Source organism: Streptomyces sp. NPDC005799 (assembly GCF_040630525.1).
Classification (GTDB): Bacteria; Actinomycetota; Actinomycetes; order Streptomycetales; family Streptomycetaceae; genus Streptomyces; species Streptomyces griseorubiginosus_B.
In genome coordinates, this window is sequence record NZ_JBEXXQ010000008.1 from 186,978 (window position 1) to 212,671 (window position 25,694).

The window sequence follows — 25,694 nt, forward strand, 5'->3', positions numbered from 1 at the left end:
CGTCAAAGGGGCCGGCCTTCACCGTGGAGACGGAAATCACCCGCCAGATGTCGACAAATCACCAAGCCAACGGTCGGGGCGGTCAGTTGCCGCCGCCACCGCTTCCGGACGAACTGCCCAGATCACCGATCCAGCCGCTGACGTTGTCGTACCAGTGCTTGAGCTCCGAGAAGTAGCCCCGGCCCGTGCCGATCCAGTCCTGCAGCGGGGTCAGCTCCCACACCAGCCAGCCCGCGACGAACAGGATGACGACCATGAACAGACAGCCCTTGAGGCAGCCGAGCCCGGGGATCTTCATCCGGTTGGGGCTCGGCTGACGCGGCTGCCGGGGCTCGCGGACCGGCCGCTGCGGCTCGGGCGCGGGCGCGTACCGCTGCGGCTGCTGGTGCTGCGGCGGCGCGTACTGCTGGGGCTGTTGCTGCTGCGGGTAGCCGTACCCCTGCTGACCGCGCGGGGCGCGCTGCGGCGGGCGCTGCTGCTGGGGGCGCGGCGGCGGCTGCTGCGGGCGGGCGACCTGGCGCTGCGGGCGCCGACGCAGCGGGTCCTCGTTCGGGTCGAGGTACTGCACCTGCGTCTGCTCGTTGCGGTCGCGGGCGGCGCGCAGCTGGGTCTGCCAGGGGTGCGGCTGCTCGGGCTGCTGCCCCGGGGGCACGGGCGGCATGACGGCGGTCGGGTCCGCGGCCCCGGTGTTCGGGAGTACGGCGGTGGGGTCCGCGGCGCCGACGGGGCCGGGGCGTCCGGTGGTCGGCAGGACGTTGGTCGCGGCGTTCGGGTCGTAGGCGCCCGCGCCGTGCGGCAGGACCTGGGTGGGGTCGGCGGAGCCGGGGACGGCGGCGGGCTGCGGGTCGGGGGCGAGCAGGGCGCCCACGCCCTCGGCGGCGGCGATCTGCGCGGAGTTCGCGTGCACGCCGATGCCCTCGGCGACCACGCGCAGGGCCAGGGCGAGGTTCTCCGCGCTGGGCCGGTCGTCCGGGTTCTTGCGCAGACAGCGCTCGATGACCGTCCACAGCGGGTCCGGGACGGTGGAGGGGCGGCGCGGCTCGGCGCTCAGGTGCTGGTGCAGGACCTCGAGCGCCGACTGGCCGGAGAACGGGGGACGGCCGGTGACCAGCTCGTACAGCAGGATCCCGGCGCCGTAGATGTCGACCGCGGAGGTCTGCGGGCGGCCCTCGGCGGACTCCGGCGCGACGTACGCGGGCGTGCCGACGAACTCGTGGGTGCGGGTCAGGCCCGGGGAGTCGGCCAGGCGCGCGATGCCGAAGTCGGTGAGCATCGGGTGCATCTGGCCGCCGTTCTGCGCGAGCAGCACGTTGGCGGGCTTCAGGTCGCGGTGGACTACGCCGTCGGCGTGACTGGCGGCGAGCGCGTCGGCGATCTGGGCGGCGAGCAGGGCGGCGCCGACGGGGCTGAAGGGGCCGCTCTCGCGCAGGTAGCGGTGCAGGTCGGGACCGTCGACGAGATCCATGACGAGGGCCAGCAGATCGCCCTCGACGACCAGGTCACGCACCCGGACGATGTTGGGGTGGGTCAGCCGCAGCAGGACGGACCGCTCGCGGAGGAACCGCATCACGATGTCCGGGTCGCTCGCCAGCTCCTCCTTGAGGACCTTGATCGCGACGGTCTCGCCGGGCTGGCCGGCCACGGCGGCCTCGGCCCCCGCGGTCTCCCGCTGGCGGGCTCGCCAGACGGTCCCGGTGGCGCCGCGTCCGAGCGGCTCCTCCAGGAGGTACTTGCTGCCTACCGGCCGCACGTCATGCGCTCCCTGTCGCTTGCCTGCTGTTCCGACCCACTGTAGTGCCGCCACGCCGGGCGGCATCCTGTCCGCTTTCCGTGCCTCTTCCGTTGTCTCTTCCGGTGCCACTTACGTACCGGTTCCCGTCCCCGTTCGAAGGAAAGACGCTCGACCCGGTCGGCCGGTTGCCGCGGCCCGGACGTGACCGATCTCAACTGATCACCCGCGCACCACTGGTCAGGCACTTTTGGGGGCAGAGCTGACCAATCAAGATCACTTGGGACCGGGGCATGGGCGTGTTGTCAGTGGCAGGTGCGAGGATGCCTTCCGTACTGGCCGACGTGCTCGTGTGGGGTGGGGCTCGTGTGGGGTGGGGGGCGGGAGTGTCCGACGGATCTCCCCGAGTCCGCGTCCGCGCCGCGCCCGCGCAGAAGGGATCGCTGACGGCGATGCAGATCCGGCTGACCGTCGTGGACCCGCTGGGCCCGCCCGACCGGGCGCGGGGCCGCGCCGCGAGCTGCGACATGCTGGTCACCGCACCGGCCGGCACCGCCCTGGCGGCGGTCGCCTCCGCGTTGGCCTCGGCGGTCTCCGGGGAGGCCGCCGCGGCCGGCTCCGTCGTGCTGTATGCCGACGGGGAACGGCTCGACGACCGGCGCTGCACGCTGGGCGAGCCCCCGCTGATCGACGGCGCGGTGCTGGCGCTGGGCGCGCCCGCCGAGCCCGAGCCGCACCCCGAGCTGGACGAGGCCCCGACCCAGCTGCACGTGGTCGCGGGCCCGGACGCGGGCGGTGTCCATCTGCTGCACGGCGGCGAGATCCGCATCGGCCGCTCCGCCGACGCCGACGTCCCGCTCGACGACCCGGACGTCTCCCGAGTCCACTGCGCCGTGACGGTGGCCGCCGACGGCCGCGTCTCGGTCGCCGACCTCGGCTCCACCAACGGCACGACCCTGAACGGCGGCCGGGTGAGCACCCGCCCGGTGCGCTTCACCCCGGGCGCGCTGCTGCGGATCGGCGAGTCGGCCCTGCGGCTGGCACCGGCGGGCGGACCGGGGGCGCGGGTGCCCACGACACCGGACGGCGAGGGCTGCGTACGGGTTCCCTCCGGGAGCGCCGCCGACGGCACGGGCCGGGCGGCCGGGGGCGCCACGGTGGGCTTGGGCGGTTCGGCACCGGGCGGCGGTGCGGACGGCGTGGGCGGGGCGCCGGCGGTGCCGCACGCACGCGTGGCGGACGGGGGCGGCACGGCCACCCCGTCGCGCGGTGTACGCGCGGGGACCGGTGAGCCCGTCGTGGTGCCGGGCCAGGGCGGGGCACCGCGGATCGAGAAGACGGGCACGGGTGCGGGCGACGGCCACGCGACGGAGTACGGCACAGCGGGGCCGTACGACACGGGGGAGACGCACGCGGGTCGGCTCGGGGCGCTGGAGTCGGACCCCGGTGCCGCCACGCACGGCCCGGCGAGTGACGGCGGACCGTCCGGGACGCGCCCGCGAGGTGGCGCCGACGAGCCGTCGGGCACCGGCACGCATCCGCTCGAAGGCGCCGACGCACACGCACGCGCCGAAGGCGGCTCCTTCATCGGCCCCACCCCCGCGACCGCCCGCCGCAAGGGCACTCCCCTGCGGGGCACCGACATTCCGCAGGGGGTGCGCAGGCGCGGGGGGCTGTCGGCGTGGGCCCGGCGGCTGGCCGGAAGCCGTGCGGAGCAGGCGGTGCCCGAGCAGGCGTACGACGAGGACAGCGCACCCCCCGTCACCTCCGACGGGCCCGCCCCGGTCGCCGTCGGCCCCCAGGCTCCGGAGACCTGGCCGGACCCGGCGGCCCTGCTGCTGACGGCGCTCGGGCCGGGACCCCGGCTGTGGGAGCGCGGCCCCGCCCACCCCGAGGCGCTCACGGTGCGGCTCGGCACGGCGGACCGGGCCGCGCCCGACGGCTCCGGGCTGCTGCCCGCCGTACCGGTGACGGCGGACCTGCGCGAGGTCGGCGCCCTGGGCCTGGCCGGCCCCCGCAACCGGCTCTCGGGGCTGGCCCGCGCGGTCGTGGCCCAGCTCGCCGCGCTGCACTCCCCGCAGACCCTGGAGATCGTCCTGATCAGCGCGGACCGCGCGCGGCCCCTGGAGGAGCGCACCGCCGAGTGGTCCTGGCTGGGCTGGCTCCCCCATCTCCGCCCCGGCCACGGGCAGGACTGCCGTCTCCTGCTCGCCTACGACCGCGAACAGGCCACGGCCCGCGCCGACGAACTCCTGCGCCGGCTGGAGGACCAGCTCACGGAGGCGGGCCCGGCCCCGCTGCGTCCGTCCCGGCAGGAACCCGTCCGCCGGCCCTCCTGGGCGCGGACCGACGACGAGGACGGCGCCGCCTTCGCCGGGCCGTACACCGTGCTCGTGGTGGACGGCGACCCCGGAGGCGCCACGGTGCGCGAGGCGGTGGCACGGCTCGCGCTGCGGGGCCCCGAGGCCGGCATCCACGTCGTCTGTCTCGCCGAGACGGCACCCGCGTCGCCCGCGTCCCCGGTCACCGACACGTACGAGGCGGCCTGCTCGATCGCCCCGACGTTCCGTGCGTGCGGAGCGGTGGCCCTGCTCAGCGGCGACGTGGCGACGGCACTGCGGCTGATGCGGGTCGCCAGGAGCGGGGCGGCGACGGGGAACGGGACGGGCGAAGCGGCCGAGGCCGCGTCAGCACGCACCGGCTCGACGACCCCCGCAGACCGTCTCATCACCGCCGACGCCACCACCGGCTCAGGCGCAGGGTCCGGCATCTCGGCCGCAGGCCCGGACGCAGGCTCCCCAGCCCCAGCCCCCGTCCCCGCCCCCGCCCCCGCCCCCGGCACGGCGGCTCCCAGCCGCGGCACGAGCAGCACCACCTCAACCCCCGGCCATGGCAGGCGCACCGACACCGCCACCTCAACCCCCGGCCACGACACCGGCACCGGCACCACCGCCTCATCCCCGGGCGCAGACGCGGGTACCGGTTCCGCCGCTGCCGTCGGCACGGGCGGCCCCCGTACCTCCCCGAGCCCGGCCGCGATACCCCCTCACTCCCCCGAACCGACCCCGGTCCGCCCCTCCCACGCCGGCCCCATATCCCCCGGCACCGTCGCCGCCGTCGACGCCGTCTCGCTTGCCTGGGCCGAGCGGTTCGCGCGGGCCCTGGCACCGCTGCGGCCGGACGGTTCCGGGGTCGAGCGGGACACGCGCGTGTCCGTGCCGCTGCCCCAGTCGGCGCGGCTGCTGGACGAGTTGGGGCTGGCGAGGGCCACCCCGGCATCCCTGATGGCGCGCTGGGCCGACGCGGCGGACGACCCGCACGCGCTCGGCGGACGGGCCTGGGCCGTACTCGGCGCCGGGCCGCGCGGCCCGGTCTCGGTGGACCTCACGGCCGACGGACCGCACCTGCTGATCGAGGGCCCCGCGGCCAGCGGCCGCACCGAGCTGCTGCGGGCCGTCGTCGCGTCGCTGGCCGCCGCCGAACGCCCCGACCGGCTCGGCGTCGTTTTGATCGACGGTCAGTCGGACGGCCTGCGGGTGTGCACCGACCTCCCGCACGTGACGACCCACCTGACCGCCAACGACCCCGTCCGCATGCGGGAGTTCGCCCAGTCGCTGAGCGCGGAGCTGAAGCGCCGGGCGGAGCTGCTCGGCCGTTCCGACTTCGCCGAGTGGCACACGGGCCGCGCGCTGTCGGGCCGCATGGTGGCCCAGCGCGGCACACCGTCCCGCGGCGCGGCGCCCGGCGGCACCGGCGCGGCCGACCTCGACACCCCGCCCAGCGCGACGATGCGGCTGCGCCCCGGCGCGGCCCGCCGGCAGACGGAGGCCGCGCCCCCGCTGCCCCGTCTCGTCGTGGTCGTGGACGACCTGGACGCCCTCGTCTCCCCCGCCCTCGGCTCCCCGGGCCGCCCCGCCGCGGGCTCGGTGATACGCGCCCTGGAGGCGGTGGCGAGGGAGGGCGAGCGGCTCGGCGTCCATCTGGTCGCCGCGGCCGGACCCGGCGGCCGTACCGCGGAGTCGGAGCCGGCCCGTCGGGCCACCCTGCGCGTCACCCTCGAGGCCCCGGACTCCGGCCCGGACGACCCCGCCCCCGGGCGCGGCCGGCTGACCTGGTCCGACGGGCGGGCGCTGCCCTTCCAGGGCGGCCGGGTCACGGGCCGTATCCCCCGCACGGCGACCCAGCGCCCCACGGTCGTCCCGCTCGACTGGCCCCGCATGGGCGACCCCCCGACCCGCCGCCCCGTACGGGAACTGGGCAACGGCCCGACGGACCTGGCCCTCCTCGCCAGCGCTCTGGAGCGGGCGGCCCGGGAGGTCTCGGCCACGGAGGTCCCCTCGCTGCTGTGACCCGTCCGGGGCGTGTCCGCGCGCCCGCCTGACACCTGGTCACGAGGCGGTCACGATCCCCCGGTTGACACATCACGCGGTCTTGCCGCCCTCAACCCCGCGGCGTAGACCAGATCGCACGGGACAGCGCTCGACGTTCGACGACGAACGAAGAACGGGGCAATGATGCGCAGTACGAGCACCAGGAACCGGAAACGCAGGACCGTCGCGGTCACGGCCGCCCTCCTCGCGGCGGCGCTCTCGCTGGCCGCCTGCGGAGGCAGCGACAACAAGAGCAGCGGCTCGGGCGGCAGTTCGCCGAGCGCGAGCGGCGGTGGCAGCGGCCTGAAACTCCCCAAGCTCAACGGCCAGACGCTGGAGGTCGCCGCCGTCTGGACCGGTGCCGAGCAGGACAACTTCATGAAGGTCATGGACGAGTTCAAGAAGCGCACCGGCGCCAAGATCGACTTCGTGCCGACGGGCAACAACACGTCCACGTTCCTCGGTACGAAGATCCAGGGCGGTCAGCCGCCGGACGTCGCGTTCCTGCCCCAGGTCGGCGTCCTGCACCAGTTCGCGGACAAGGGCTGGCTCAAGCCGCTCGGCGCGGACGCCAAGGCCCAGTTGACGAAGAACTTCTCCAAGGGCTGGGTCGACCTCGGCGCCTGGAAGGGCACCCAGTACGGCGTCTACGCCAAGGCCGCCAACAAGTCGCTGGTCTGGTACAACACCAAGGCCTTCGACGCGGCCGGCCTCAAGGACACCCCGAAGACCTGGAAGGACTTCCTCACCACCGCGCAGACGCTGTCGGACGCCGGCTCCCCGGCGGTGTCGATCGGCGGCGCGGACGGCTGGACGCTCACCGACTGGTTCGAGAACGTCTATCTCTCGCAGGCGGGTCCGGAGAAGTACGACCAGCTGGCCGCCCACAAGATCAAGTGGACGGATCCCTCGGTCAAGGACGCCCTGACCACGCTCGCCCAGCTGTGGGGCAAGAACGACCTGATCGCGGGCGGCACCAAGGGCGCGCTGAACACGGAGTTCCCGAAGTCGGTCACGCAGACCTTCTCCGGCGACACCCCGGCCGCGATGGTCTTCGAGGGCGACTTCGTCGCGGCGAACATCAACGGCGACACCAAGGCGAAGCTGGGCACGGACGCGAAGGTGTTCCCGTTCCCGGCGGTCGGCTCGCAGGCCCCCGTGGTCAGCGGCGGCGACGTGGCGGTGGCGCTGAAGGGCGGTGAGGGGGCGCAGGCCCTGCTGACGTTCCTGGCGTCGACGGACGCGGCGCAGATCTGGGCGGCGCAGGGCGGCATCCTCTCCCCCAACAAGGAGATGGACATGTCCAGTTACAAGGACGCCATCACCAAGCAGATCGCCCAGCAGCTGCTCGCCGCCGGTGACAGCTTCCGCTTCGACATGTCCGACCAGGCGCCGGCGGCGTTCGGCGGCACGGCCGGTATCGGCGAGTGGAAGGACCTGCAGGACTTCCTGCGCAACCCGAAGGACGTCGCGGGCGCCCAGCAGAAGCTGGAGGCCGACGCCGCCAAGGCGTACGGCGCCGGCTGACGGTCGGGCCATGACGTCTGTGGCGAAAGCGACGGGGGGCGCCGGCGCACTGCCGACGCCCGCCGCCCAACCGCGCAAGAGCGTCACGGGGACACGGCTGTGGGTGGCGGTGCTGTTCCTGCTGCCCGCGTTCGTGCTGCTCGGTGCGCTCGTGGTCTACCCCATCGGGTACTCGGTCTGGCGCAGTCTCTACGACGCCGGCGGCTCAGGCTTCGTCGGGCTGAAGAACTACGGCGACATCTTCAGCGACAGCCGCACCCTGACCGCCGTCCGCAACACGGCGATCTGGGTGGCGGTCGCTCCGGCCGTCGTCACCGCGCTCGGGCTGATCTTCGCGGTGATGACCGAACGGGTGCGCTGGGGAACGGCGTTCAAGCTGATCGTCTTCATGCCGATGGCGATCTCGATGCTCGCGGCCGGAATCATCTTCCGTCTCGTCTACGAGCAGGACCCCAACCTGGGCGCGGCGAACGCGGTCGCGAAGTCGATCCACGACACGTTCGTGTCGTCGTCGGTCTATCCCGACGCCCGGCCGAACGCGACGGCGAGCGACCTGAAGCCGTCCGGCGGCGGCTCGTTCACCTCGACCGGGACGGTGCACGCGGGCACCCCGGTGATGCTGCCGCTGGTCGGCATCGCGCCCAACCGGCTCCCCGGCAACCCGGAGAACGCCAGGGCGGCGACCGGCAGCGGGATCACCGGTACCGTCTGGCTGGACTTCAAGCTGGGCGGCGGCGGCACGAAGGGCAAGGTCGACCCGGGTGAGAAGGCGCTGAAGGGCGTCAAGGTGGAGGCCGTGAAGGGCGGCAAGGTGGTCGCCTCCGCCAAGAGCGGCGCGGACGGCACCTTCACCCTGCCGGCGAAGGCCGAGGGGGCCCAAGTACGGCTGCCCGCCTCGAACTTCTCCGCGCCCTACAGCGGCATCGACTGGCTCGGCCCGACGCTGGTGACGCCGGCGATCATCGGCGCGTACGTGTGGATGTGGGCGGGCTTCGCGATGGTGCTGATCGCGGCGGGCCTCGCCGGCGTCGACCGCAACCTGCTGGAGGCGGCCCGGGTCGACGGGGCCAACGAGTGGCAGGTGTTCCGGCGGGTCACGGTGCCGCTGCTCGCGCCGGTCCTGGTCGTCGTCCTCGTCACGCTGATGATCAACGTGATGAAGATCTTCGACCTGGTCTACATCATCGCCCCGCAGCCCAGTCAGGACGACGCCAACGTCCTTGCCCTGCAGCTGTTCCTGTCGTCGTTCGGCGGTGGCGGCAACGAGGGCGTCGGCAGCGCGATCGGCGTCATCCTGCTGCTGCTGGTGCTGCCCGTGATGTGGGTCAACATCCGGCGTCTGCGAAGGGAGAGGCAACGGTGACCGCCCTCGATTCGACCGTGCGCGCCAAGCGCTCCTTCGCCGCGCGGGTGGCGAGCGGCGCCGCGGGCGGGGTGCTGCGGGTCTTCTTGATCGTGGTCGCCGTGTTCTGGCTGGTGCCCACCTTCGGGCTGCTGGTGTCCTCGTTCCGCGACCCGACCGACATCGCCACCTCGGGCTGGTGGAAGGTGTTCACCGCGCCCAGCCAGCTGACCGCCAAGAGCTACCAGTCGCTGCTGGAGAAGGACGCGATCACGCACGCGCTGTTCAACACCGTGTGGATCACCGTCCCGGCGACGCTGCTGGTCGTGCTGCTGGGCGCGATGGCCGGATACGCGTTCGCCTGGATGGACTTCAAGGGCCGCGACTGGTGGTTCCTGGTCGTGGTCGCGCTGCTCGTGGTGCCCGTCCAGGTGGCGCTGATCCCGCTCGCCGACCTCTTCGGCAAGATCGGGATCTTCGGCGACATCATCGGCGTGGTCCTCTTCCACGTCGGCTTCGGACTGCCGTTCGCCATCTTCCTGTTGCGCAACTTCTTCGCGGAGATCCCCCGTGAACTCCTGGAAGCGGCACGGCTGGACGGCGCCGGCGAGACCCGGCTGTTCCTCACCGTCGTCCTCCCCCTCGGCGCCCCGGCGATCGCCTCGCTGGGCATCTTCCAGTTCCTGTGGGTGTGGAACGACATGCTGGTCGCGCTGGTCTTCTCCAACTCGGAGTCGCAGCCGCTGACCGTCGCACTCCAGCAGCAGGTACGGCAGTTCGGCAACAACATCGACGTGCTGGCACCCGGCGCGTTCATCTCGATGGTGATCCCGCTGGTCGTGTTCTTCGCGTTCCAGCGGCAGTTCGTCTCCGGGGTCATGGCGGGCGCCGTCAAGTAGCCCCCGAGGTAACCGAAACGGGGGACACCGTTCACCTGGTGTCCCCCGTATGCCGTAGGAAACCGTAACCAAATCACTCCATCGGCCGTTCCCGGGCAAGGTCCTACCGCCCGCTGCGACCCATGGATGTCCCCTTGCCCAGGTTCAGTGTCATCGTCCCCGCGTACAAGGTTCAGGCGTATCTGCACGCATGCCTGGAGTCGGTGCTGTCGCAGTCCTGTGCGGATCTGGAGCTGATCGCCGTCGACGACTGCTCGCCGGACGGCTCGGGCGCGATCATCGACGAGTTCGCGGCCCGCGACCCGCGGGTGCGGCCCGTGCACCTGGCGGAGAACCAGGGACTCGGCCGCGCCCGCAACGCCGGTCTGGCGCAGGCCCGCGGCGACTACCTGGTCTTCCTCGACGGCGACGACACCCTCACCCCGCACGCCCTGCGGATGATCGCCGACCGGCTGAAGGAGACGGGCGAGCCGGACGTCCTGGTCTACGACTACGCGCGCACGTACTGCACCGGCGAGACCGTCCGCAACCAGGCCGCGGCGCAGCTCACCGAGCAGGGCCCGGCGCCCTTCCGCCTGGAGGACCGCCCCGGCCTGCTGAACGTGCTGATGGTGGCCTGGAACAAGGCGTACCGGCGGGAGTTCGTCGAGCGCGAGGCCCTCGCCTTCCCGCCGGGCTACTACGAGGACACCCCGTGGACGTTCCCGGCCCTGATGGCGGCGGGCTCGCTGGCGACCCTGGACCGGGTGTGCGTGCACTACCGCCAGCGCCGCCAGGGCAGCATCCTCGGCACCACGAGCCGCAGCCACTTCGACGTCTTCGAGCAGTACGACCGGGTCTTCGCGTACGTCGACGGCCGCCCCGAACTCGACCGCTGGCGGCCGGTGTTGTTCCGCCGCATGGTCGACCACCTGGCCGTCGTCTTCACCCGCCCGGGCCGGCTGCCGCGCGGGGCCCGCGCCGAGTTCCTGCGCAGGGCCCGCGCCCACTACCGCCGCCACCGCGTCCCCGGCGCCCGTCTCACCCCGCGCCACACCCTGATCCGCTGGGGTCTGCACCGCACGTACCGCACCCTGCGGGCGGCCTCCGCCCTGCACCGCACCGCCCTCAAGCGCACCACGCGCCTGCTCGGGTCCCTGCGCACGACGGCCCTGCGCGTCCACTACCGCGTCCAGCGGTGTCTGCCGGTGCGCGCCGACCGCGCCGTGTTCACCGCGTCCAACGGCCGTGGCGGCACCCCGGGCGCCCTGGAGGAGGCGTTCCGAGCCCTCGTCCCGCACATCCGCACCACCTGGCTCGACGCCCCGGACGCGGCCGCCCACTGGACGGCCCTGGCGCGCTGCAAGTACCTCGTCGCCGACACCGCCCTCGACCCCCGGCTGGTCAAGCGCCCCGGCCAGATCCTGGTCCGGGCCCACCAGGGCACCCCCCTCGGCCACATGGGCCTCGACCTCCAGGAACGCCCGGCCGCAGCGCGGGACCTGGACTTCGGGCGGCTCCTCGACGACGTCGACACCTGGGATCACCTGCTGTCCGCCAACCGCCACTCCACCCTCACCTGGGAACGTGTCTTCCCGGGCGCCTACACCACCCTGGAACTCGGCTCACCGCGCAACGACGTGTTCCAGAAGGCGACTTCGGCAGATGTGACCCGGTTGCGCGAGTCCCTGGGCATTCCCACGGACTCGGTGGCGCTGCTGTACGCCCCGGCCCCCCGCGACTACCGCCGCACCCAGTGCTCCCCCCTCGACCTGGCCCGCGTCCTGCGCCGCCTGGGCCCCCGCCACGTCGTCCTGGCCCGCACCCCCGGACCCGTCCCGCCGAACGACCGGATCATCGACGTCACCGGCCATCCGAGCGTCGAGTCCCTCTGCCTCGCCTCGGACGCCCTGGTCACCGACTACGCGCCCCTGATGTTCGACTACGCCAACCTCGACCGCCCGATCGTGCTCCACCTCAACGACTGGGAGGCGTACGAGGCGGCCCGCGGCATCTATGTCGACCTGCGCGCCTTCCCGCCGGGCGCGGTCGCCCGCAGCGAGGACGAGCTGATCGACATCTTCCTCACCGGCCACTGGCGCGGCTCCCGCTCCGCCCAGCTGCGCTCCGCCTTCCGCGAGCGTTTCTGCCCGTACGACGACGGACGCGCCGCCGAGCGGGTCGTACGCCAGGTCGTCCTGGGCGAGCGGGGACGGCCGCCGGTGATCCCCCTCCACCAGCGCCACCCGGTGCCCTCGGCGGCAGCGGGCCCGGCGCGCTCCCCGCAGGCCATCGTGCCGCAGCCCGCCGGGTCCCTGACCGTCACCGACAGCCTCTGAACACCGTTCTCGCACCGGGGAGTTTCCATGCCCTCCAGCCCGTCACGGCCCACCCCGAGCCGGCCGTCCACCTGGCGCCCGGCGGGACGCCCCGGACGCTGACGCACCCCACGACGATCGAGAGAAAGAGCAGAATGCCCCGCTTCAGCATCATCGTCCCCTCCCATGGCGTGGCAGGCCGCCTGTCCCAGGCGCTGGACTCGGTCCTCGCGCAGTCCCACGGCGACTTCGAGCTGATCCCGGTCTGCGACGGCCCCGACGCGCCCGCGGCGGAGCTCGTCGCCGGGTACGCCGAGCGGGACTCCCGGGTGACCCCGGTGCACTCGCCGCCGGCGGACGGTCTGGCCGGGGCGCGCAACACCGGGATGCGGGCGGCGGCCGGCGCGTATCTGCTGTTCCTCGACGGCGACGACACCCTCGTCCCGGGCGCGCTGGCGGCGCTGGACGCACGGCTGACGGAGACCGGTGACGTGGACGTCCTGTACGCCGAGCACGAGCGGGTGCCGTGGTGGGAGGGCGAGCCGACCAACGCGGCCGCGCTGCTGCTGCCGCCGAAGACCCCGGCGGGCGCCTTCTCCCCCGACCAGGTCCCTCAGCTGACCGGCGTCCAGCTCCCGGCGTGGAGCGCGGCCTACCGCAGGTCCTTCCTCATCGAGCACCGACTCGCCTTCCCCGACAGCCACTACACCGACGTCGGCTTCGGCGCCCTGGTGGCGCTGCGGGCCGAGAAGGCGGCGGTGCTGCGCGAGGTCGTCGTACGGCATCTGGTGCGCCGGCAGGGCAGCCGGCTGAACCTGCCGGGCCCGCACCACGGGCAACTCCTCGACCAGGTGGAGCTGGTGCTCACGCGCGCGGCCGAACTAGGCTTGCACGAGGAGCGGTTGGTGCCGCTGTTCGACCACCTCTTCGCCACCGTCCTGAAGACGGCCGCCCATCCGCGCCGGCTCACCTCCGGCCGCCGCGCCTTCTTCCGCCGGGCGGGCAGGCTCTACCGCAGCCACCGCCCGGCCGGCTTCCGTCCCCCGGAGGGGAGCCTCGGCGTCCAGCACCGGCTGCTGGCGAGCGGGGCGTACACCGCCTTCTGCGCCCTGCGCGGCGTCAACCGGTCGGCCACGCGTGTCGTGGAGGCCCTGCCCCGCCCCCGCGGCCTGCGCACCCGGCTCCGCTACGCCCGCGCCCTGCGCCGCCCCCTCGATCCCGGCCTCGCGGTGTACTGCGCCTACTGGGGCCGCGGCTACGCCTGCAACCCGGCCGCGATCCACGCCAAGGCCCGCGAACTCGCCCCGCACATCCGGGCGGTGTTCCTCGTCGAGCCGGACCAGGCGCACACCGTGCCCAAGGACGTTGAGTACGCGGTCATCGGCAGCGCGCGGTACTGGGACGTCCTCGCCCGTGCCAAGTACCTGGTCAACAACGCCAACTTCGCGGACGCCGTCGTCAAACGCCCCGGCAGTGTGCACCTGTCGACCCAGCACGGCACCCCGCTGAAGAAGATGGGCGTCGACCAGGCGACGTACCCCGTGGTGGCCGCCGCCACCGGCAACTTCACCAAGCTGCTGGAGCGGGTGGACCGCTGGGACTACAACCTCACCTCCAACCGCCACTCCACCCAGATGTGGGAGCGGGCCTTCCCGGCCGCGCACGAGACGCTGGAGTACGGCTATCCGCGCAACGACGTCTACTACACGGCCACCGCGGACGACGTGGCCCGCGTCCGGCGGGAGCTGGGGGTCCCCGACGGCAGGACGGCGGTCCTCTACGCGCCCACGCACCGGGACCACCACACCGGTTTCGAGACCGGCCTGGACCTGGAGGCCTTCTGCGAGCAGGCCGGTGAGGACGTCGTCGTCCTGCTGCGCGCCCACTACTTCTACGACCGGGGCCGGGCGCACAGCACCGGCCGGATCATCGACGTGACCGCGCACCGCTCCTCCGAGGACGTGTGCCTGGCCGCGGACGCGCTGATCACCGACTATTCCTCGATCATGTTCGACTACGCCAACCTGGACCGCCCGATCGTCGTGTACGCGGACGACTGGGACGTCTACCGGGAGACCCGGGGCGTCTACTTCGACCTGATGGAGCACCCGCCGGGACCGGTGGCCCGTACGCCGGAGGAACTGGTCGGCGTCTTCCGCGACGGATCCTGGGCGGGCGCGGAGTCCGCCGCCGCGCGGGCCGCCTTCCGGGAGCGGTTCTGCCAGTTCGACGACGGGCGGGCCGCCGAGCGCGTGGTGCGCAGGGTGCTGCTGGGCGAGCCGCCGGAGGCGATCCCGCCCGTGATCCCGCTCGCCGAACGGACCCCGGCCCCGGTCCCCGCCCTCGTGAGGAACTGACACCCGTGCCCCGCTTCAGCATCATCGTCCCCGTCTTCAAGGTGCAGGGCTACCTGCGTGAGTGCATCGACTCGGTGCTCGGACAGTCCTACCCCGACCTCGAGGTGATCGCCGTCGACGACCGCTCGCCCGACGGCTGCGGGGCGATCCTCGACGAGTACGCGGCCCGCGACGAGCGGGTACGGGTCCTGCACCTGCCCGAGAACGTCGGCCTCGGCCGGGCCCGCAACGCCGGCCTCGCGCAGGCCCGCGGGGACTACGTCCTCTTCCTCGACAGTGACGACTTCTACACCCCGGGCCTGCTGGCCGCCGTCGCCGACCGGCTCAGCAGCGCCGAGGACCCGGACATCCTGGTCTTCGACCACGTCCGCACCCACTGGTGGGGGCGGGGCGGCCCCAGCGACTCCTCCGGTCTGCTGGCCCGCGCCGGCCAGGACGTCTTCGATCTGCGCACGAGTCCCGAGTACGTCCATCTGTTCCTGGTCGCCTGGAACAAGGCGTACCGGCGGGACTTCTTCCAGGGGCACGGCCTCCAGTACGCGCCGGGTCTGTACGAGGACGCGCCGGTCACCTACCGCTCGATGGTGCTGGCCGAGCGCATCGCGTGCCTGAACCGGATCGGTGTCGAGTACCGGCAGCGGCGGCAGGGGGCGATCACCAGGACGCCGGGGCGCCGCCACTTCGACATCTTCCCGCAGTACGAGGGCCTGTTCGCGTTCCTTCAGGAGCGCGAGGACCTCGCCTGGGCCCGGCCCCTGCTCTTCGAACGGGCCCTGGACCACATGCTGTTCGTGATCGCCCGCGAGGACCGGGTCACCCCCGCCGACCGCGCCGCCTTCCACCGCGAGATGCGCGCCTTCCACCGCCGCCATCGCCCCGAGGGCTTCGTCCCGCCGACCGGTCCGCGCGGCACGGAGATGCGGCTGCTGGCGAGGACGCCGTACGCCTCGTACGCGGCCCTGAGCGGTGCGCGGGGTGTGCGCAGGATCGCCGGGGCGGGCAAACGGCGTGCCGCGCAGCGGCTGTCGGCCGCCGCCCAACGCGCCTGGTACACCGCCGGTTCGAGGCTTCCGCTCGATCCGCGTCTCGTCGTGTACTCGTCTTTCCATCACGCGGGCGTGAACGGTGATCCGGCCGCGATCCACGCCAAGGCCCGGGAGATCGCGCCGGAGTTGCGCGGGGTGTGGGTGGTGCGGGAGGACGCGCTGGACACGGTGCCCGACGGAGTGGACCACGTGGTGCCGGGCTCGCGGCGCTACCACTCGGTGATGGCACGGGCGACCTACTGGGTGAACAACGTCAACTGGCCCGGTGCGCTGGTCAAACGACCCGGCCAGGTCCACATCCAGACCCATCAGGGCACCCCGCTCAAGTACATGGGCGCCGACCTGCTGGACAAGCCCGGCGCCCGGCACGGCTTCAGCGTGCCGAGGATGCTGCACCGTGCCGACCGCTGGGACCTCAGCCTGGTCGCCAACCGGCACTCCGAGCTGGTGTGGGAGCGGGCGTACCCGTGCCACTTCACCTCGGCCCGGACGGGCAGCCCGCGCAACGACGTGCTGGTCACCGGTGACGCGGCGCGGGCCGCGGCCGTCCGCGCACGGCTCGGCATCCCCGCCGACCACACCGTCGTGCTCTACGCCCCCACCCGCCGCGACTACTGCCGGGGCGGCCACGTCGACCGCGTCGACCTGGCCCGTTTCGCCGCGGACCTCGGCGCGGGCCACACCCTCGTCGTCCGTCTGCACCCGACCCTCGCGACCGGCACGGCACGCGGGCTCGGTCTGGCCGATCTGCACGGGCGGGGCGTGCTCGTCGACGCGACGGACGAACCGCACGTCGAGGATCTGATGCTGGCCTCGGACGCGCTGGTCACCGACTACTCGGCCCTGATGTTCGACTACGCCAACCTGGACCGGCCGATCGTGGTCCACGCCGACGACTGGGGCGCGTACGCGGCGAGCCGGGGCGCCTACTTCGACATCACCGCCGAGTCGCCGGGCCATGTCTCCCGTTCCTACCGGGAGTTGGCGTGGCTGTTCGCGTCCGGCACCTGGAAGGACGAGGAGTCGGCGGCGCTGCGGGCCGGGTTCCGGAAGCGGTTCTGCGAGTACGACGACGGACGGGCCGCCGAGCGGGTCGTACGGACGCTGATCCTCGGCGAGCGGATGTCCGCGCCGGGTTCGTTGCCGGCGATCCCCGCGCCCGCGGCAGGCCGGGCTCCCTCGATGAGGTGACCGCCCCGGAACCGCCCGGGCACATGACAGCGCGGACGCCGGTGCAGGGGCGTCCGCGCTGTCTGCCGGGGGTGGCGCCTGTTGCGCCTGCGGCGCTTACTCGATGACGAGGTCGACCTCGATGTTGCCGCGGGTGGCGTTGGAGTAGGGGCAGACCTGGTGGGCGGTCTCGACGAGCTTGCGGCCCGTCTCCTGGTCCACGGTGTCCGGCAGCTCCACACGCAGCGTCACCTGGAGGCCGAAGCCCTCGCCCTGCTTGCCTATGCCGACCTCGGCGGTGACGGCGGCTTCGGTGACGTCCACCTTGGCCTGGCGGCCGACGAGACCGAGGGCGCTGCCGAAGCAGGCGGCGTAACCGGCGGCGAACAGCTGCTCCGGGTTGGTGCCCGCACCGTCGCCGCCCATCTCCACCGGCGGCGCCAGCTTCACGTCGAGCTTGCCGTCGCTCGTGACGGCACGGCCGCCACGCCCGTGGGTGGCGGTGGCGACTGCGGTGTAGAGCGCGTCCATGGGAAACCATCCCTCTCAAGTCGTTCGTGTTCCGGCGGCTCTTCCGCGGCCGCCGCACGACGACAAGTAGAGCACACAATTCAATTGTGCACAACTAAATGGCTCGCAAGAGCTATCCTGGAGGCATGAGTACGACGCCCACCACCGACTGGCTCCGCCTGGACCAGCAGATCTGCTTCTCCCTGAACGCCGCGTCGCGCGCCTTCGGCGGCGTCTACCGCGTGGTCCTCAAGGACCTCGGGCTCACCTATCCGCAGTACCTGGTGATGCTCGTGCTGTGGGAGCACGGTGACCTGCCGGTCAAGAAGCTCGGCGAACACTTGCGCCTCGACTCCGGCACGCTCTCCCCGCTGCTGAAGCGGCTGGAGGCGGCGGGTCTGGTCCGCCGTGAACGCAGCGCCCGCGACGAACGCTCGGTGGAGGTACGGCTCACCGAGGAGGGGACGGCGATGCGCGAGCGTGCCCTTCAGGTGCCGCTCCGGATCGCCACCGCTACGGGCTTCGACGTCGACGAGATCCGCGCGCTGCGGGCCCGCCTGGACGACCTCACGACCGCGCTGGACGCGGCCGTGGCGGAGGAGATGGGAGGAGCCCGGTAGGAGCCGCGAGCCCGTTCATCGGCGCGAGCCGGGTCGCCTGAGTACGGCGCAGGTACAGCCGGAAGGTCACTCGGCCGCTGCGGTACTGCCACCGGGGCGTGAACTGCCCCTCCAGAGCGGCGAGTTTGGCCCGCTCGACCGGACTGCGCGGAGGGGGCCGGCGCGCTCCCAGCACCCGCCCGTCCCCGACGACCCACACCCGGTCGACCCCGGCCAGCCGCGCCGACAGCTCGCGCACCCCTACCTCCTGGCCGCTCAACGTCCCCGACCGCGCTCCCGACTCCTTCAACGCGATGTCCCGGGCCTTGCCGAACCCGCCCGGATAGGCCGACTCCGCGATCCGCCAGAACGCCGGCACGAACAGCACGGGGTCGCCGGGCCGGATGTCACGGGCGGCGAGCCCGGAGACGGCGGCGAGGTTCTCGGGCCGGTGCGCGGGGGAACGGTCGTGGCGGTAGAGGGGGAGGTCGTGGACGGCGACGAGACCGACGGCGAGGACGCCGGCGAGGGTGAGGTTGGAGACGCGGGGCAGGGGGCGGCGAAGGACGGGTCGGGGGTGGGGGTGGGTGTGGTCCGGCTGCGGGTCACGGTCGTCGGCGAGCAGAACACCCGCCTGTGAGCTGTTCCTGGACTGCCCGTCATCAGCGGGCACTGCTCGGGACCCGCGCACGCCCCCAGCGAACGAGACGGGACGACCGAGCAGTCGACGCAAGCCGTCACGGTCGTTCCGCTCGGCGGAAGCGGTCTCCTCGCCCAACTGCCCCCGCGCATGGGGAAGATGGGGCACGCCTCGCCCCGGCCCCATTCCGACAAGGGCCCCGGCCAGCCACTCACCCCCCGCCGCCACCAGCAACGGCGCCCCCGCGAAGGCGTACAGCACATACCGTTCGTGATACAGCGGCTGCACCTGAGAGGCCGTCATCAGCAGGGCCGGCGGCAGTACCAGCAGCGGAACCGCCACCCGCGCGATCCGGCGCACCCGCACCGCCCCGGCCGCCGCGAGCAGCACGCACATCCAGAACACCACCCCCGTGGGCCCGGCCGCGACCGCTCTCCCGAGGGCCTCGACCTCCTCCCAGTCCGGCGGCACGAGCCACCCCACCTGCCCGGCCTGCCCGTGGGACACCCACACCAGCGGCGCCAGAACGACCGTCACCACTCCCACCGCGCGCCCCCACCCCGCCCACACCCGCCTCGACGCCCGCACCAGCAGCAACGTCACGGCGTGCGCGCACACGACCAGCACCGCCAGTTCGTGCAGCAGACACGTGACGGCGAGGACCCCGCCGTAGCCGGCCCAGACCCACCCCGCCCGCCCCGGCCGGCCGTCGAGTCCCGTCACCAGCAGCAGCGTCGCCCCGATGACACCGGCCGAGACGATCGCGTACGACCGCCCTTCCTGCGCGTAGTGGCCGATCAACGGGGTGACGGCGTAGAGCAGGCCGGACCACAGGCCCACGCGCGGACCGGCCTGCCGCATGCCCAGCGCCCCCACCAGCCCCGCGCTCACCGCCGCCCCGCACACCGACGGCAGCCGCAGCGCGACCTCGTCGGGCCGGACCGCGAGGACGACGTGCAGGACGAGGTAGTAGAGCCCGTGCACCGCGTCCACCGAATGGAGCATCCGCCAGATCTGCGGCACCGTACGCCGGCCGACCAGGAAGGTGGCCGCCTCGTCGCCCCACATGCCGCCCCGGTCGAGCCGCCACAGCCCGATCCCGAGCATCACGGCCACCGGCACCGCCACGGCCAGGACCTCGGGACGTGCCAGTCGGCGCACCGTGTTCTTACCGTCCACTCGCCTGATGTTGGGCTGTTGGCGAGCTCTTACCGACGATTGACGGTGTATCAGCACGTCCACTCCATTCGCCCGGCTTACGATCCGCCGTGATGAACGCGGAGCCGACCTCAAAGACACGACGTCCTCTTCTCGCCCTCGCGGCCGGCTGGCTCGCCACCCGCGCCGCGATGCTGTGGCTGCTCGCGCTGGGCGGCCTGCCGCTGCTCGGGCACGGCTCGGTCGCCCGGGAGGTGTGGCGCCTGTACCACCACTGGTACGGCGTCCTGGCGCACGGCAGCTTCCCCGTCCACGACCCGCTCTGGCAGTACCCGCCGGGGGCCGGCGCGGTCCTGCTCTCGCCCGCGCTGCTGCCGGGCCTGACGTACTTCGAGGCGTTCGTCGCGCTCACCCTCGTCTGCGACGCGGCGATCACCGTGGCGCTGGCCGCCGCGGGCGCGCGCGGCCACCGCAGCCTCCTCGGCGCGGCGGTGTGGGTGGCCGGCCTCCCCCTCCTGCTGCAGACGCCGCTCGCGCGCTACGACGTCCAGGTGACCGCCCTCGCGGTGGTCTCCCTGCTGGCGTTGCCGCGCTCCACGCGCGTGTGCGGGGCGTTCGCGGCGCTGGGCGCCCTGGTGAAGGTGTGGCCGGCGCTGGTGCTCCTTGGCACGCCGAGGGGCCGTACGACGCGCTCGGCGTGGGCGTGGGCCCTCGCCACCGGGACCGTCGCCCTGGGCGTGCTGGCGGCCCTGTTCGCCAACCCCTTCGGCTTCCTGCGCGAGCAGGGCGGCCGGGGCGTGCAGATCGAGTCGCTGGGCGGCACGGTGCTCTCCTTCGCCGTGCACGCCGGCTGGCCCGGGAAGGTGCGCTACCAGTACGGCGCCATGGAGTTCACCGGCCCGTACGTCCGCACGGTCGCCCACATCTCCCTGGCGCTCACCGCGGTGGCCTTCGCGCTGCTGCTGCTGTGGCGGCTGCGGGCCCGGCGCTGGACACCGGCCACGCCCTACGACGCGGCGCTGAGCGCGGTGCTGCTGTTCACCGTCACCAGCCGGGTGATCAGCCCGCAGTACATGATCTGGCTGGTTGGTCTGGCCGCCGTCTGCCTGACCTCACGGCACACCGTGCAGCGGCCCGTCGCCGCGCTGATCCTGGCGGCGACCGCGGTCAGCGCCGTCGAGTTCCCGGTCCTGTACAACCAGGTCATGGCCTGCACCTGGACGGGCTGCGCCCTGATGCTCGTACGCAACGGCCTGCTCGCGGCGGCCGCCGTGCTGTCCTTCGTCCGGCTGTGGCGCTCCACCGCGCCCCCGCCGCCCCTGCCTGGCGCGCCCCGCCGCTCCCCCGACGCCCGCGGAGCCACCCAGGCCGTCCCGGCGTGACCCGGGGCCTGCTTCACTGATACCGGACGCGCACCAGCACGCACGCCTCGACCGAAAGAGGGGACGGCCCGCACATGACCTGGCTGATCACCGGCGGCGCCGGTTACATCGGGGCGCACGTCGTGCGCGCGATGACCGGGGCGGGCGAGCGGACGGTCGTGTACGACGACCTGTCGACGGGCCTCGGGGAACGGGTGCCGGACGGGGTGCCGCTGGTGGTGGGATCGACGCTGGACGGCGAGCGGGTCGCGCGCGCCCTCGCGGACCACCGGATCACCGGGGTGGTGCATCTCGCGGCGAAGAAGCAGGTGGGCGAGTCGGTGGAGCTGCCCCTGCACTACTACCGGGAGAACGTCGAGGGCCTGCGCGTCCTCCTGGAGGCCGTCACGGCGGCCGGTGTCCCCTCTTTCGTGTTCTCCTCCTCAGCCGCGGTCTACGGCATGCCGGACGTGGAGCTGGTGACGGAGGAGACGCCGTGCGTGCCGATGTCGCCGTACGGCGAGACGAAGCTGGCGGGCGAGTGGCTGGTCCGGGCCACGGGCCGCGCGACGGGCCTGTCCACCGCGTCCCTGCGCTACTTCAACGTGGCGGGCGCCGCCGCCCCGGAACTCGCCGACACCGGTGTCTTCAACCTCATCCCCATGGTCTTCGAGAAGCTGACGGAGAACGCGCCGCCGCGCATCTTCGGCGACGACTACCCGACCCCCGACGGCACCTGCGTACGCGACTACATCCACGTCGTGGACCTGGCCGAGGCCCATGTGGCGGCGGCCCGCGCCCTGCGGGCCTCCCCGGGCCGCGACCTCACCCTCAACATCGGCCGCGGCGAGGGCGTCTCCGTCCGCGAGATGATCGACCGCATCAACGCCGTCACCGGCCACGACCGCCCCCCGACGATCACCCCTCGCCGCCCCGGCGACCCGCCCCGAGTCGTGGCCTCCGCCGACCGCGCCACCACAGAACTCGCCTGGAAGGCCAAACATGACGTCCAGGACATGATCACGTCGGCGTGGCAGGGCTGGATACGCCTGCATCCGGAGGCGACCCGCCACTGACCCCGGCCGGCCGACGAGGGGTGGCATCGGCTCGGGCTACCGGTTGTTCAGGTACGCCAGCACCGCCAGTACCCGGCGGTGGCCGCTGTCGCTCGGGGGCAGGCCCAGTTTCAGGAAGACGTTGCCGATGTGTTTGTGGACGGCGCGTTCCGTGACGACCAGGGTCCTTGCGATGGTGGCGTTGTCGTGGCCCTCGGCCATCAGGGCCAGGACCTCGCGTTCGCGCGGGGTGAGGGAGTCGAGGGGGGAGTCCTTGCGGCGGGTGAGGAGTTCGGTGACGACCTCGGGGTCGAGGGCCGTACCTCCGGCCGCGATCCGCTCCAGCGCGTCGAGGAACTCGTCCACCCGGCCGACCCGGTCCTTGAGCAGATAACCGAGCCCGCTCGCCCCGCCGGTGAGCAGTTCGGCGGCGTACGACTCCTCGACGTACTGGGAGAGCACCAGGACGGGAAGTCCGGGAAGCTCGGCCCGCGCCTCCAGCGCGGCGCGCAGCCCCTCGTCCCGGAAGGCGGGCGGCATACGGACGTCCAGTACGGCCGCGTCGGGCCGGTGCTCCAGCAGCGCGGGCAGGATCTCCGGGCCGGTGGCGGCGACCGCCACGACCTCGTGCCCCGCGGAGGTCAGCAACAGGACGAGCCCCTCCCGCAGCAGGGCGTTGTCCTCGGCGATCACGACTCTCACGGCAGTTCCGCCTCAGCTCCGGTCACCGCGCGCGCGACGACTTCCGGCCACCGGCGACCGGGCCATCGCAGCTTACTCACAGCGCCTTGATCGCCTCGGCGGTGGCCCGGGCGAGCGCCCCGAGGTAGCCCTTGGGCAGCTTCGGGCTGCGGATCACCACCGAACGCCAGTACAGCGGCCCGGAGATCAGGTCGAGCGCCAGCTCGTCGTCGAAGCCGGCCCGGATCTCGCCGCGCTGCTCCGCCGCCACGAGGATCTTGCTGGCCACGCCCTCCTGCCCGTCCCGCAGCGCCTTCTGCACCGCCTCGGCCATGTCGGGGTTGCGCGCCGCCTCCGCCTGCAGGTCGGGCAGGATCTGCGAGGCCACGGGGTGCCGCAGGGCGCGCGAGGTCACCTCGTACAGCAGCCGCAGATCGCCCTCCAGGGAGCCCGTGTCCGGGGCCGGCAGGCCCTGCACCGCGAGCGCGGAGACGATGTCGAGCACCAGGTGCAGCTTGGAGCGCCAGCGGCGGTAGACCGCGGTCTTGCCGACGCCCGCCCGGCGCGCGATCCCCTCGATGGACATCCGCGCGTAGCCGACGGACGCGAGCTCCTCGAAGACGGCCGCCCGGATGGCCTCCGTGACGTCCTCACGCAGGACCGCCGCCCCCGCCGGGGTCCGGCGGCGCGGACGCGTCTGGGGCTCCTCGGCGTTCGTCGTCATGCGGACCAGCATAGGGCGTTGCGACGATACGGTCCCGTCCCCACGCAGAACGTCACGACGATACGGTCCCGGCCTCACGCACAACGTCACGACGGAACAGTCCCGTCCCACCGGACCATGCCCGCATCCCACCGGACCATGCCCGCGGCCCGCCCGGGACCGCCTGCGCGAGATGCGTCACAACGAAACGGTAACGGCCCCACGCGGGTCGTCACGACGATACGGTTGCGTCCCGACGGAGCCCGTGACGACGAAACGGTTGCGTTCCGACGCCGAAACGGCCTACGCTCACGTTGCGACGATACGGTCCCGTTCCGACGTAAGAAAACGTGAAGAGACGCGTAAGGAAACGCCGGGCAACGTGACCGGCCGGCCGACGGGCCGGACGCCGCACCCCCCTCCCCCCGAGTGAAAGCAGCGGATGTGAGCCAGGTCCTCGACACACCGCCCCCGACGCCGGTCCCGGCCGACGACGACCTCGCGGCCCTCGCCGCCCGCCACGGCCTCTCGGTCAGCGGCGCCCGTCCCTCTCTGACGGAGTACGTCCGGCAGCTGTGGGCCCGGCGCCACTTCATCACCGCCTTCGCCACCGCCAAGCTCACCGCCCAGTACAGCCAGGCGAAGCTCGGCCAGATCTGGCAGGTGATGACCCCGCTGCTGAACGCGGCGGTGTACTACTTCATCTTCGGCGTGCTCCTCGGCACCAAGCGCCATGTGCCGGACTACATCCCGTTCCTCGTCACCGGCGTCTTCATCTGGACGTTCACACAGAGCTCGATCATGGCCGGTACCCGTGCCATCTCCGGCAACCTCGGCCTGGTGCGGGCGCTGCACTTCCCGCGGGCCGCGCTGCCCATCTCCTTCGCGCTGCAGCAGCTGCAGCAGCTGCTGTTCTCGATGGCCGCCCTGGTCGTCATCCTGCTCTGCTTCGGCGTCCCGATCGCCTTCTCCTGGCTGCTCGCGGTTCCGGCCCTGGTGCTGCAGTTCACCTTCAACACCGGCGTCGCGCTGATCATGGCGCGGATGGGCGCCAAGACCCCCGACATCGCCCAGCTGATGCCGTTCGTCCTGCGCACCTGGATGTACGTCTCCGGCGTGATGTGGAGCATCGACCGGCTGACCAAGGGCGACCACCTGCCCCACTGGGTGACGCTGGCCCTGGAGGTCAACCCGGCGGCCGTCTACATCGACCTCATGCGCTTCGCGCTGATCGACAGTTTCCACGCCAGCCAGCTGCCCCCGCACGTGTGGGCCGCGGCCATCGGCTGGGCCCTGATCGCGGGCGTGGGCGGCTTCGTTTACTTCTGGAAGGCTGAGGAGATGTACGGCCGTGGCTGAGTACACCGACGAGCGCGTCCCCACCGTCGTCTGCGACGGCGTCGACATCATCTACCGGGTCAACGGCACCGGGGCCGGCAAGGGCTCCGCGACCGCCGCCCTGAACCGCATGCTGCGCCGCCAGCAGACCGAGAAGGCGGCCGGCGTGCGCACGGTGCACGCCGTGAAGAACGTGTCCTTCGTCGCGTACAAGGGCGAGGCCGTCGGCCTGATCGGCACCAACGGCTCCGGAAAGTCGACCCTGCTGAAGGCGGTCGCGGGCCTGCTGCCCGTCGAGAACGGCCACATCTACACCAACGGCCAGCCCTCCCTGCTCGGCGTCAACGCCGCCCTGATGGGCGACCTGACCGGCGAGAAGAACGTCTACCTCGGCGGCCTCGCGATGGGCATGTCCCGCGAGGAGGTCAAGGAGCGCTACCAGGACATCGTCGACTTCTCCGGCATCAACGAGAAGGGCGACTTCATCACCCTGCCGATGCGCACCTACTCCTCCGGCATGGGCGCCCGCCTGCGCTTCTCCATCGCGGCCGCCAAGGATCACGACGTCCTCCTCATCGACGAGGCGCTGGCCACCGGCGACCGCTCCTTCCAGAAGCGCTCCGAGGGACGCATCCGCGAGCTGCGCCAGCAGGCGGGCACGGTGTTCCTGGTCAGCCACAACAACAAGTCGATCCGCGACACCTGCGAACGCGTGCTGTGGCTGGAGCGCGGCGAGCTGCGCATGGACGGGCCGACGGAAGAGGTCATGCAGGCCTACGAGGAGTTCACCGGGGGCGCGGACAAGCCGAAGGCCGCCTGAGCCGCGTCCTTCGTCAACCCCGGCGAGGCCTACCGCACCGGCACGGTCGGCAAGCCGCTGCCCGGCACGGAGGTCCGCATCGCCGATGACGG

General features: G+C 72.9%; 17 protein-coding genes. 12 read left to right on the plus strand and 5 right to left on the minus strand.

The features are described 5' to 3' along the window. Positions 1–82 precede the first annotated feature (82 nt). Positions 83–1,750, minus strand: a complete 1,668-nt coding sequence (locus tag ABZ453_RS10750) for a serine/threonine-protein kinase (protein ID WP_359013702.1) — start codon at positions 1,748–1,750, stop codon at positions 83–85. A 431-nt stretch (positions 1,751–2,181) separates the two neighbouring features. Here ABZ453_RS10750 and ABZ453_RS10755 point away from each other — a divergent pair, with 431 nt between their 5' ends. The 7 genes from ABZ453_RS10755 to ABZ453_RS10785 all read left to right on the plus strand — a co-directional run bounded on the left by ABZ453_RS10755 (position 2,182) and on the right by ABZ453_RS10785 (position 16,758). Next, positions 2,182–6,078 (plus strand): FHA domain-containing protein, encoded by a 3,897-nt coding sequence (locus ABZ453_RS10755; protein WP_359013759.1) that lies wholly within the window; start codon positions 2,182–2,184, stop codon positions 6,076–6,078. Between the two features lie 165 nt (positions 6,079–6,243). Then, positions 6,244–7,626: an ABC transporter substrate-binding protein gene (locus ABZ453_RS10760; RefSeq protein ID WP_359013761.1), complete on the plus strand. Its 1,383-nt coding sequence runs from the start codon at positions 6,244–6,246 to the stop codon at positions 7,624–7,626. Positions 7,627–7,636: 10 nt separating this feature from the next. Beyond that, positions 7,637–8,989 (plus strand): sugar ABC transporter permease, encoded by a 1,353-nt coding sequence (locus ABZ453_RS10765; RefSeq protein ID WP_359013704.1) that lies wholly within the window; start codon positions 7,637–7,639, stop codon positions 8,987–8,989. Beyond that, positions 8,986–9,867, plus strand: a complete 882-nt coding sequence (locus tag ABZ453_RS10770) for a carbohydrate ABC transporter permease (protein ID WP_208785405.1) — start codon at positions 8,986–8,988, stop codon at positions 9,865–9,867. Before ABZ453_RS10765 ends, ABZ453_RS10770 begins: the two co-directional genes overlap by 4 nt. Positions 9,868–10,001: 134 nt before the next feature. Then, a complete protein-coding gene (locus tag ABZ453_RS10775; RefSeq protein ID WP_359013706.1) occupies positions 10,002–12,185 on the plus strand; it encodes a bifunctional glycosyltransferase family 2 protein/CDP-glycerol:glycerophosphate glycerophosphotransferase in 2,184 nt (727 codons plus the stop codon). Between the two features lie 134 nt (positions 12,186–12,319). Continuing rightward, positions 12,320–14,521 carry a bifunctional glycosyltransferase family 2 protein/CDP-glycerol:glycerophosphate glycerophosphotransferase gene (locus ABZ453_RS10780; RefSeq protein ID WP_359013708.1) on the plus strand — a complete coding sequence of 734 codons (2,202 nt, stop codon included), beginning with the start codon at positions 12,320–12,322 and terminating at the stop codon, positions 14,519–14,521. A gap of 5 nt (positions 14,522–14,526) precedes the next feature. Then, positions 14,527–16,758: a bifunctional glycosyltransferase family 2 protein/CDP-glycerol:glycerophosphate glycerophosphotransferase gene (locus ABZ453_RS10785; protein ID WP_359013710.1), complete on the plus strand. Its 2,232-nt coding sequence runs from the start codon at positions 14,527–14,529 to the stop codon at positions 16,756–16,758. A gap of 96 nt (positions 16,759–16,854) precedes the next feature. Here ABZ453_RS10785 and ABZ453_RS10790 read toward each other — a convergent pair whose 3' ends face one another. Further along, positions 16,855–17,268 (minus strand): organic hydroperoxide resistance protein, encoded by a 414-nt coding sequence (locus ABZ453_RS10790; protein WP_359013712.1) that lies wholly within the window; start codon positions 17,266–17,268, stop codon positions 16,855–16,857. Positions 17,269–17,393: 125 nt separating this feature from the next. On the opposite strand from ABZ453_RS10790, the gene ABZ453_RS10795 reads away from it, so the two are divergent. Further along, positions 17,394–17,867, plus strand: a complete 474-nt coding sequence (locus ABZ453_RS10795) for a MarR family transcriptional regulator (protein WP_359013714.1) — start codon at positions 17,394–17,396, stop codon at positions 17,865–17,867. On the opposite strand, the gene ABZ453_RS10800 is transcribed toward ABZ453_RS10795, so the two are convergent. Further along, a complete protein-coding gene (locus ABZ453_RS10800) occupies positions 17,815–19,665 on the minus strand; it encodes a glycosyltransferase family 39 protein (protein ID WP_359013716.1) in 1,851 nt (616 codons plus the stop codon). The genes ABZ453_RS10795 and ABZ453_RS10800 overlap by 53 nt on opposite strands. A 92-nt stretch (positions 19,666–19,757) precedes the next feature. On the opposite strand from ABZ453_RS10800, the gene ABZ453_RS10805 reads away from it, so the two are divergent. Together ABZ453_RS10805 and galE are read left to right on the plus strand one after the other, a co-directional pair. After that, positions 19,758–21,026: a glycosyltransferase family 87 protein gene (locus tag ABZ453_RS10805; protein WP_359013718.1), complete on the plus strand. Its 1,269-nt coding sequence runs from the start codon at positions 19,758–19,760 to the stop codon at positions 21,024–21,026. Positions 21,027–21,100: 74 nt separating this feature from the next. Continuing rightward, positions 21,101–22,081 (plus strand): UDP-glucose 4-epimerase GalE, encoded by a 981-nt coding sequence (galE, locus tag ABZ453_RS10810; protein WP_359013720.1) that lies wholly within the window; start codon positions 21,101–21,103, stop codon positions 22,079–22,081. A 36-nt stretch (positions 22,082–22,117) separates the two neighbouring features. Here galE and ABZ453_RS10815 read toward each other — a convergent pair whose 3' ends face one another. Further along, complete coding sequence (locus ABZ453_RS10815; RefSeq protein WP_359013722.1) at positions 22,118–22,762, minus strand: response regulator transcription factor; 645 nt, start codon at positions 22,760–22,762, stop codon at positions 22,118–22,120. 76 nt (positions 22,763–22,838) lie between these two features. Next, a complete protein-coding gene (locus tag ABZ453_RS10820; RefSeq protein WP_208783533.1) occupies positions 22,839–23,477 on the minus strand; it encodes a TetR/AcrR family transcriptional regulator in 639 nt (212 codons plus the stop codon). 411 nt (positions 23,478–23,888) lie between these two features. On the opposite strand from ABZ453_RS10820, the gene ABZ453_RS10825 reads away from it, so the two are divergent. Together ABZ453_RS10825 and ABZ453_RS10830 are read left to right on the plus strand one after the other, a co-directional pair. Continuing rightward, positions 23,889–24,803 carry an ABC transporter permease gene (locus tag ABZ453_RS10825; RefSeq protein WP_359013724.1) on the plus strand — a complete coding sequence of 305 codons (915 nt, stop codon included), beginning with the start codon at positions 23,889–23,891 and terminating at the stop codon, positions 24,801–24,803. Beyond that, positions 24,796–25,602 (plus strand): ABC transporter ATP-binding protein, encoded by an 807-nt coding sequence (locus tag ABZ453_RS10830; RefSeq protein ID WP_359013726.1) that lies wholly within the window; start codon positions 24,796–24,798, stop codon positions 25,600–25,602. The genes ABZ453_RS10825 and ABZ453_RS10830 overlap by 8 nt, the downstream gene beginning before the upstream one ends. Positions 25,603–25,694: the final 92 nt, after the last annotated feature.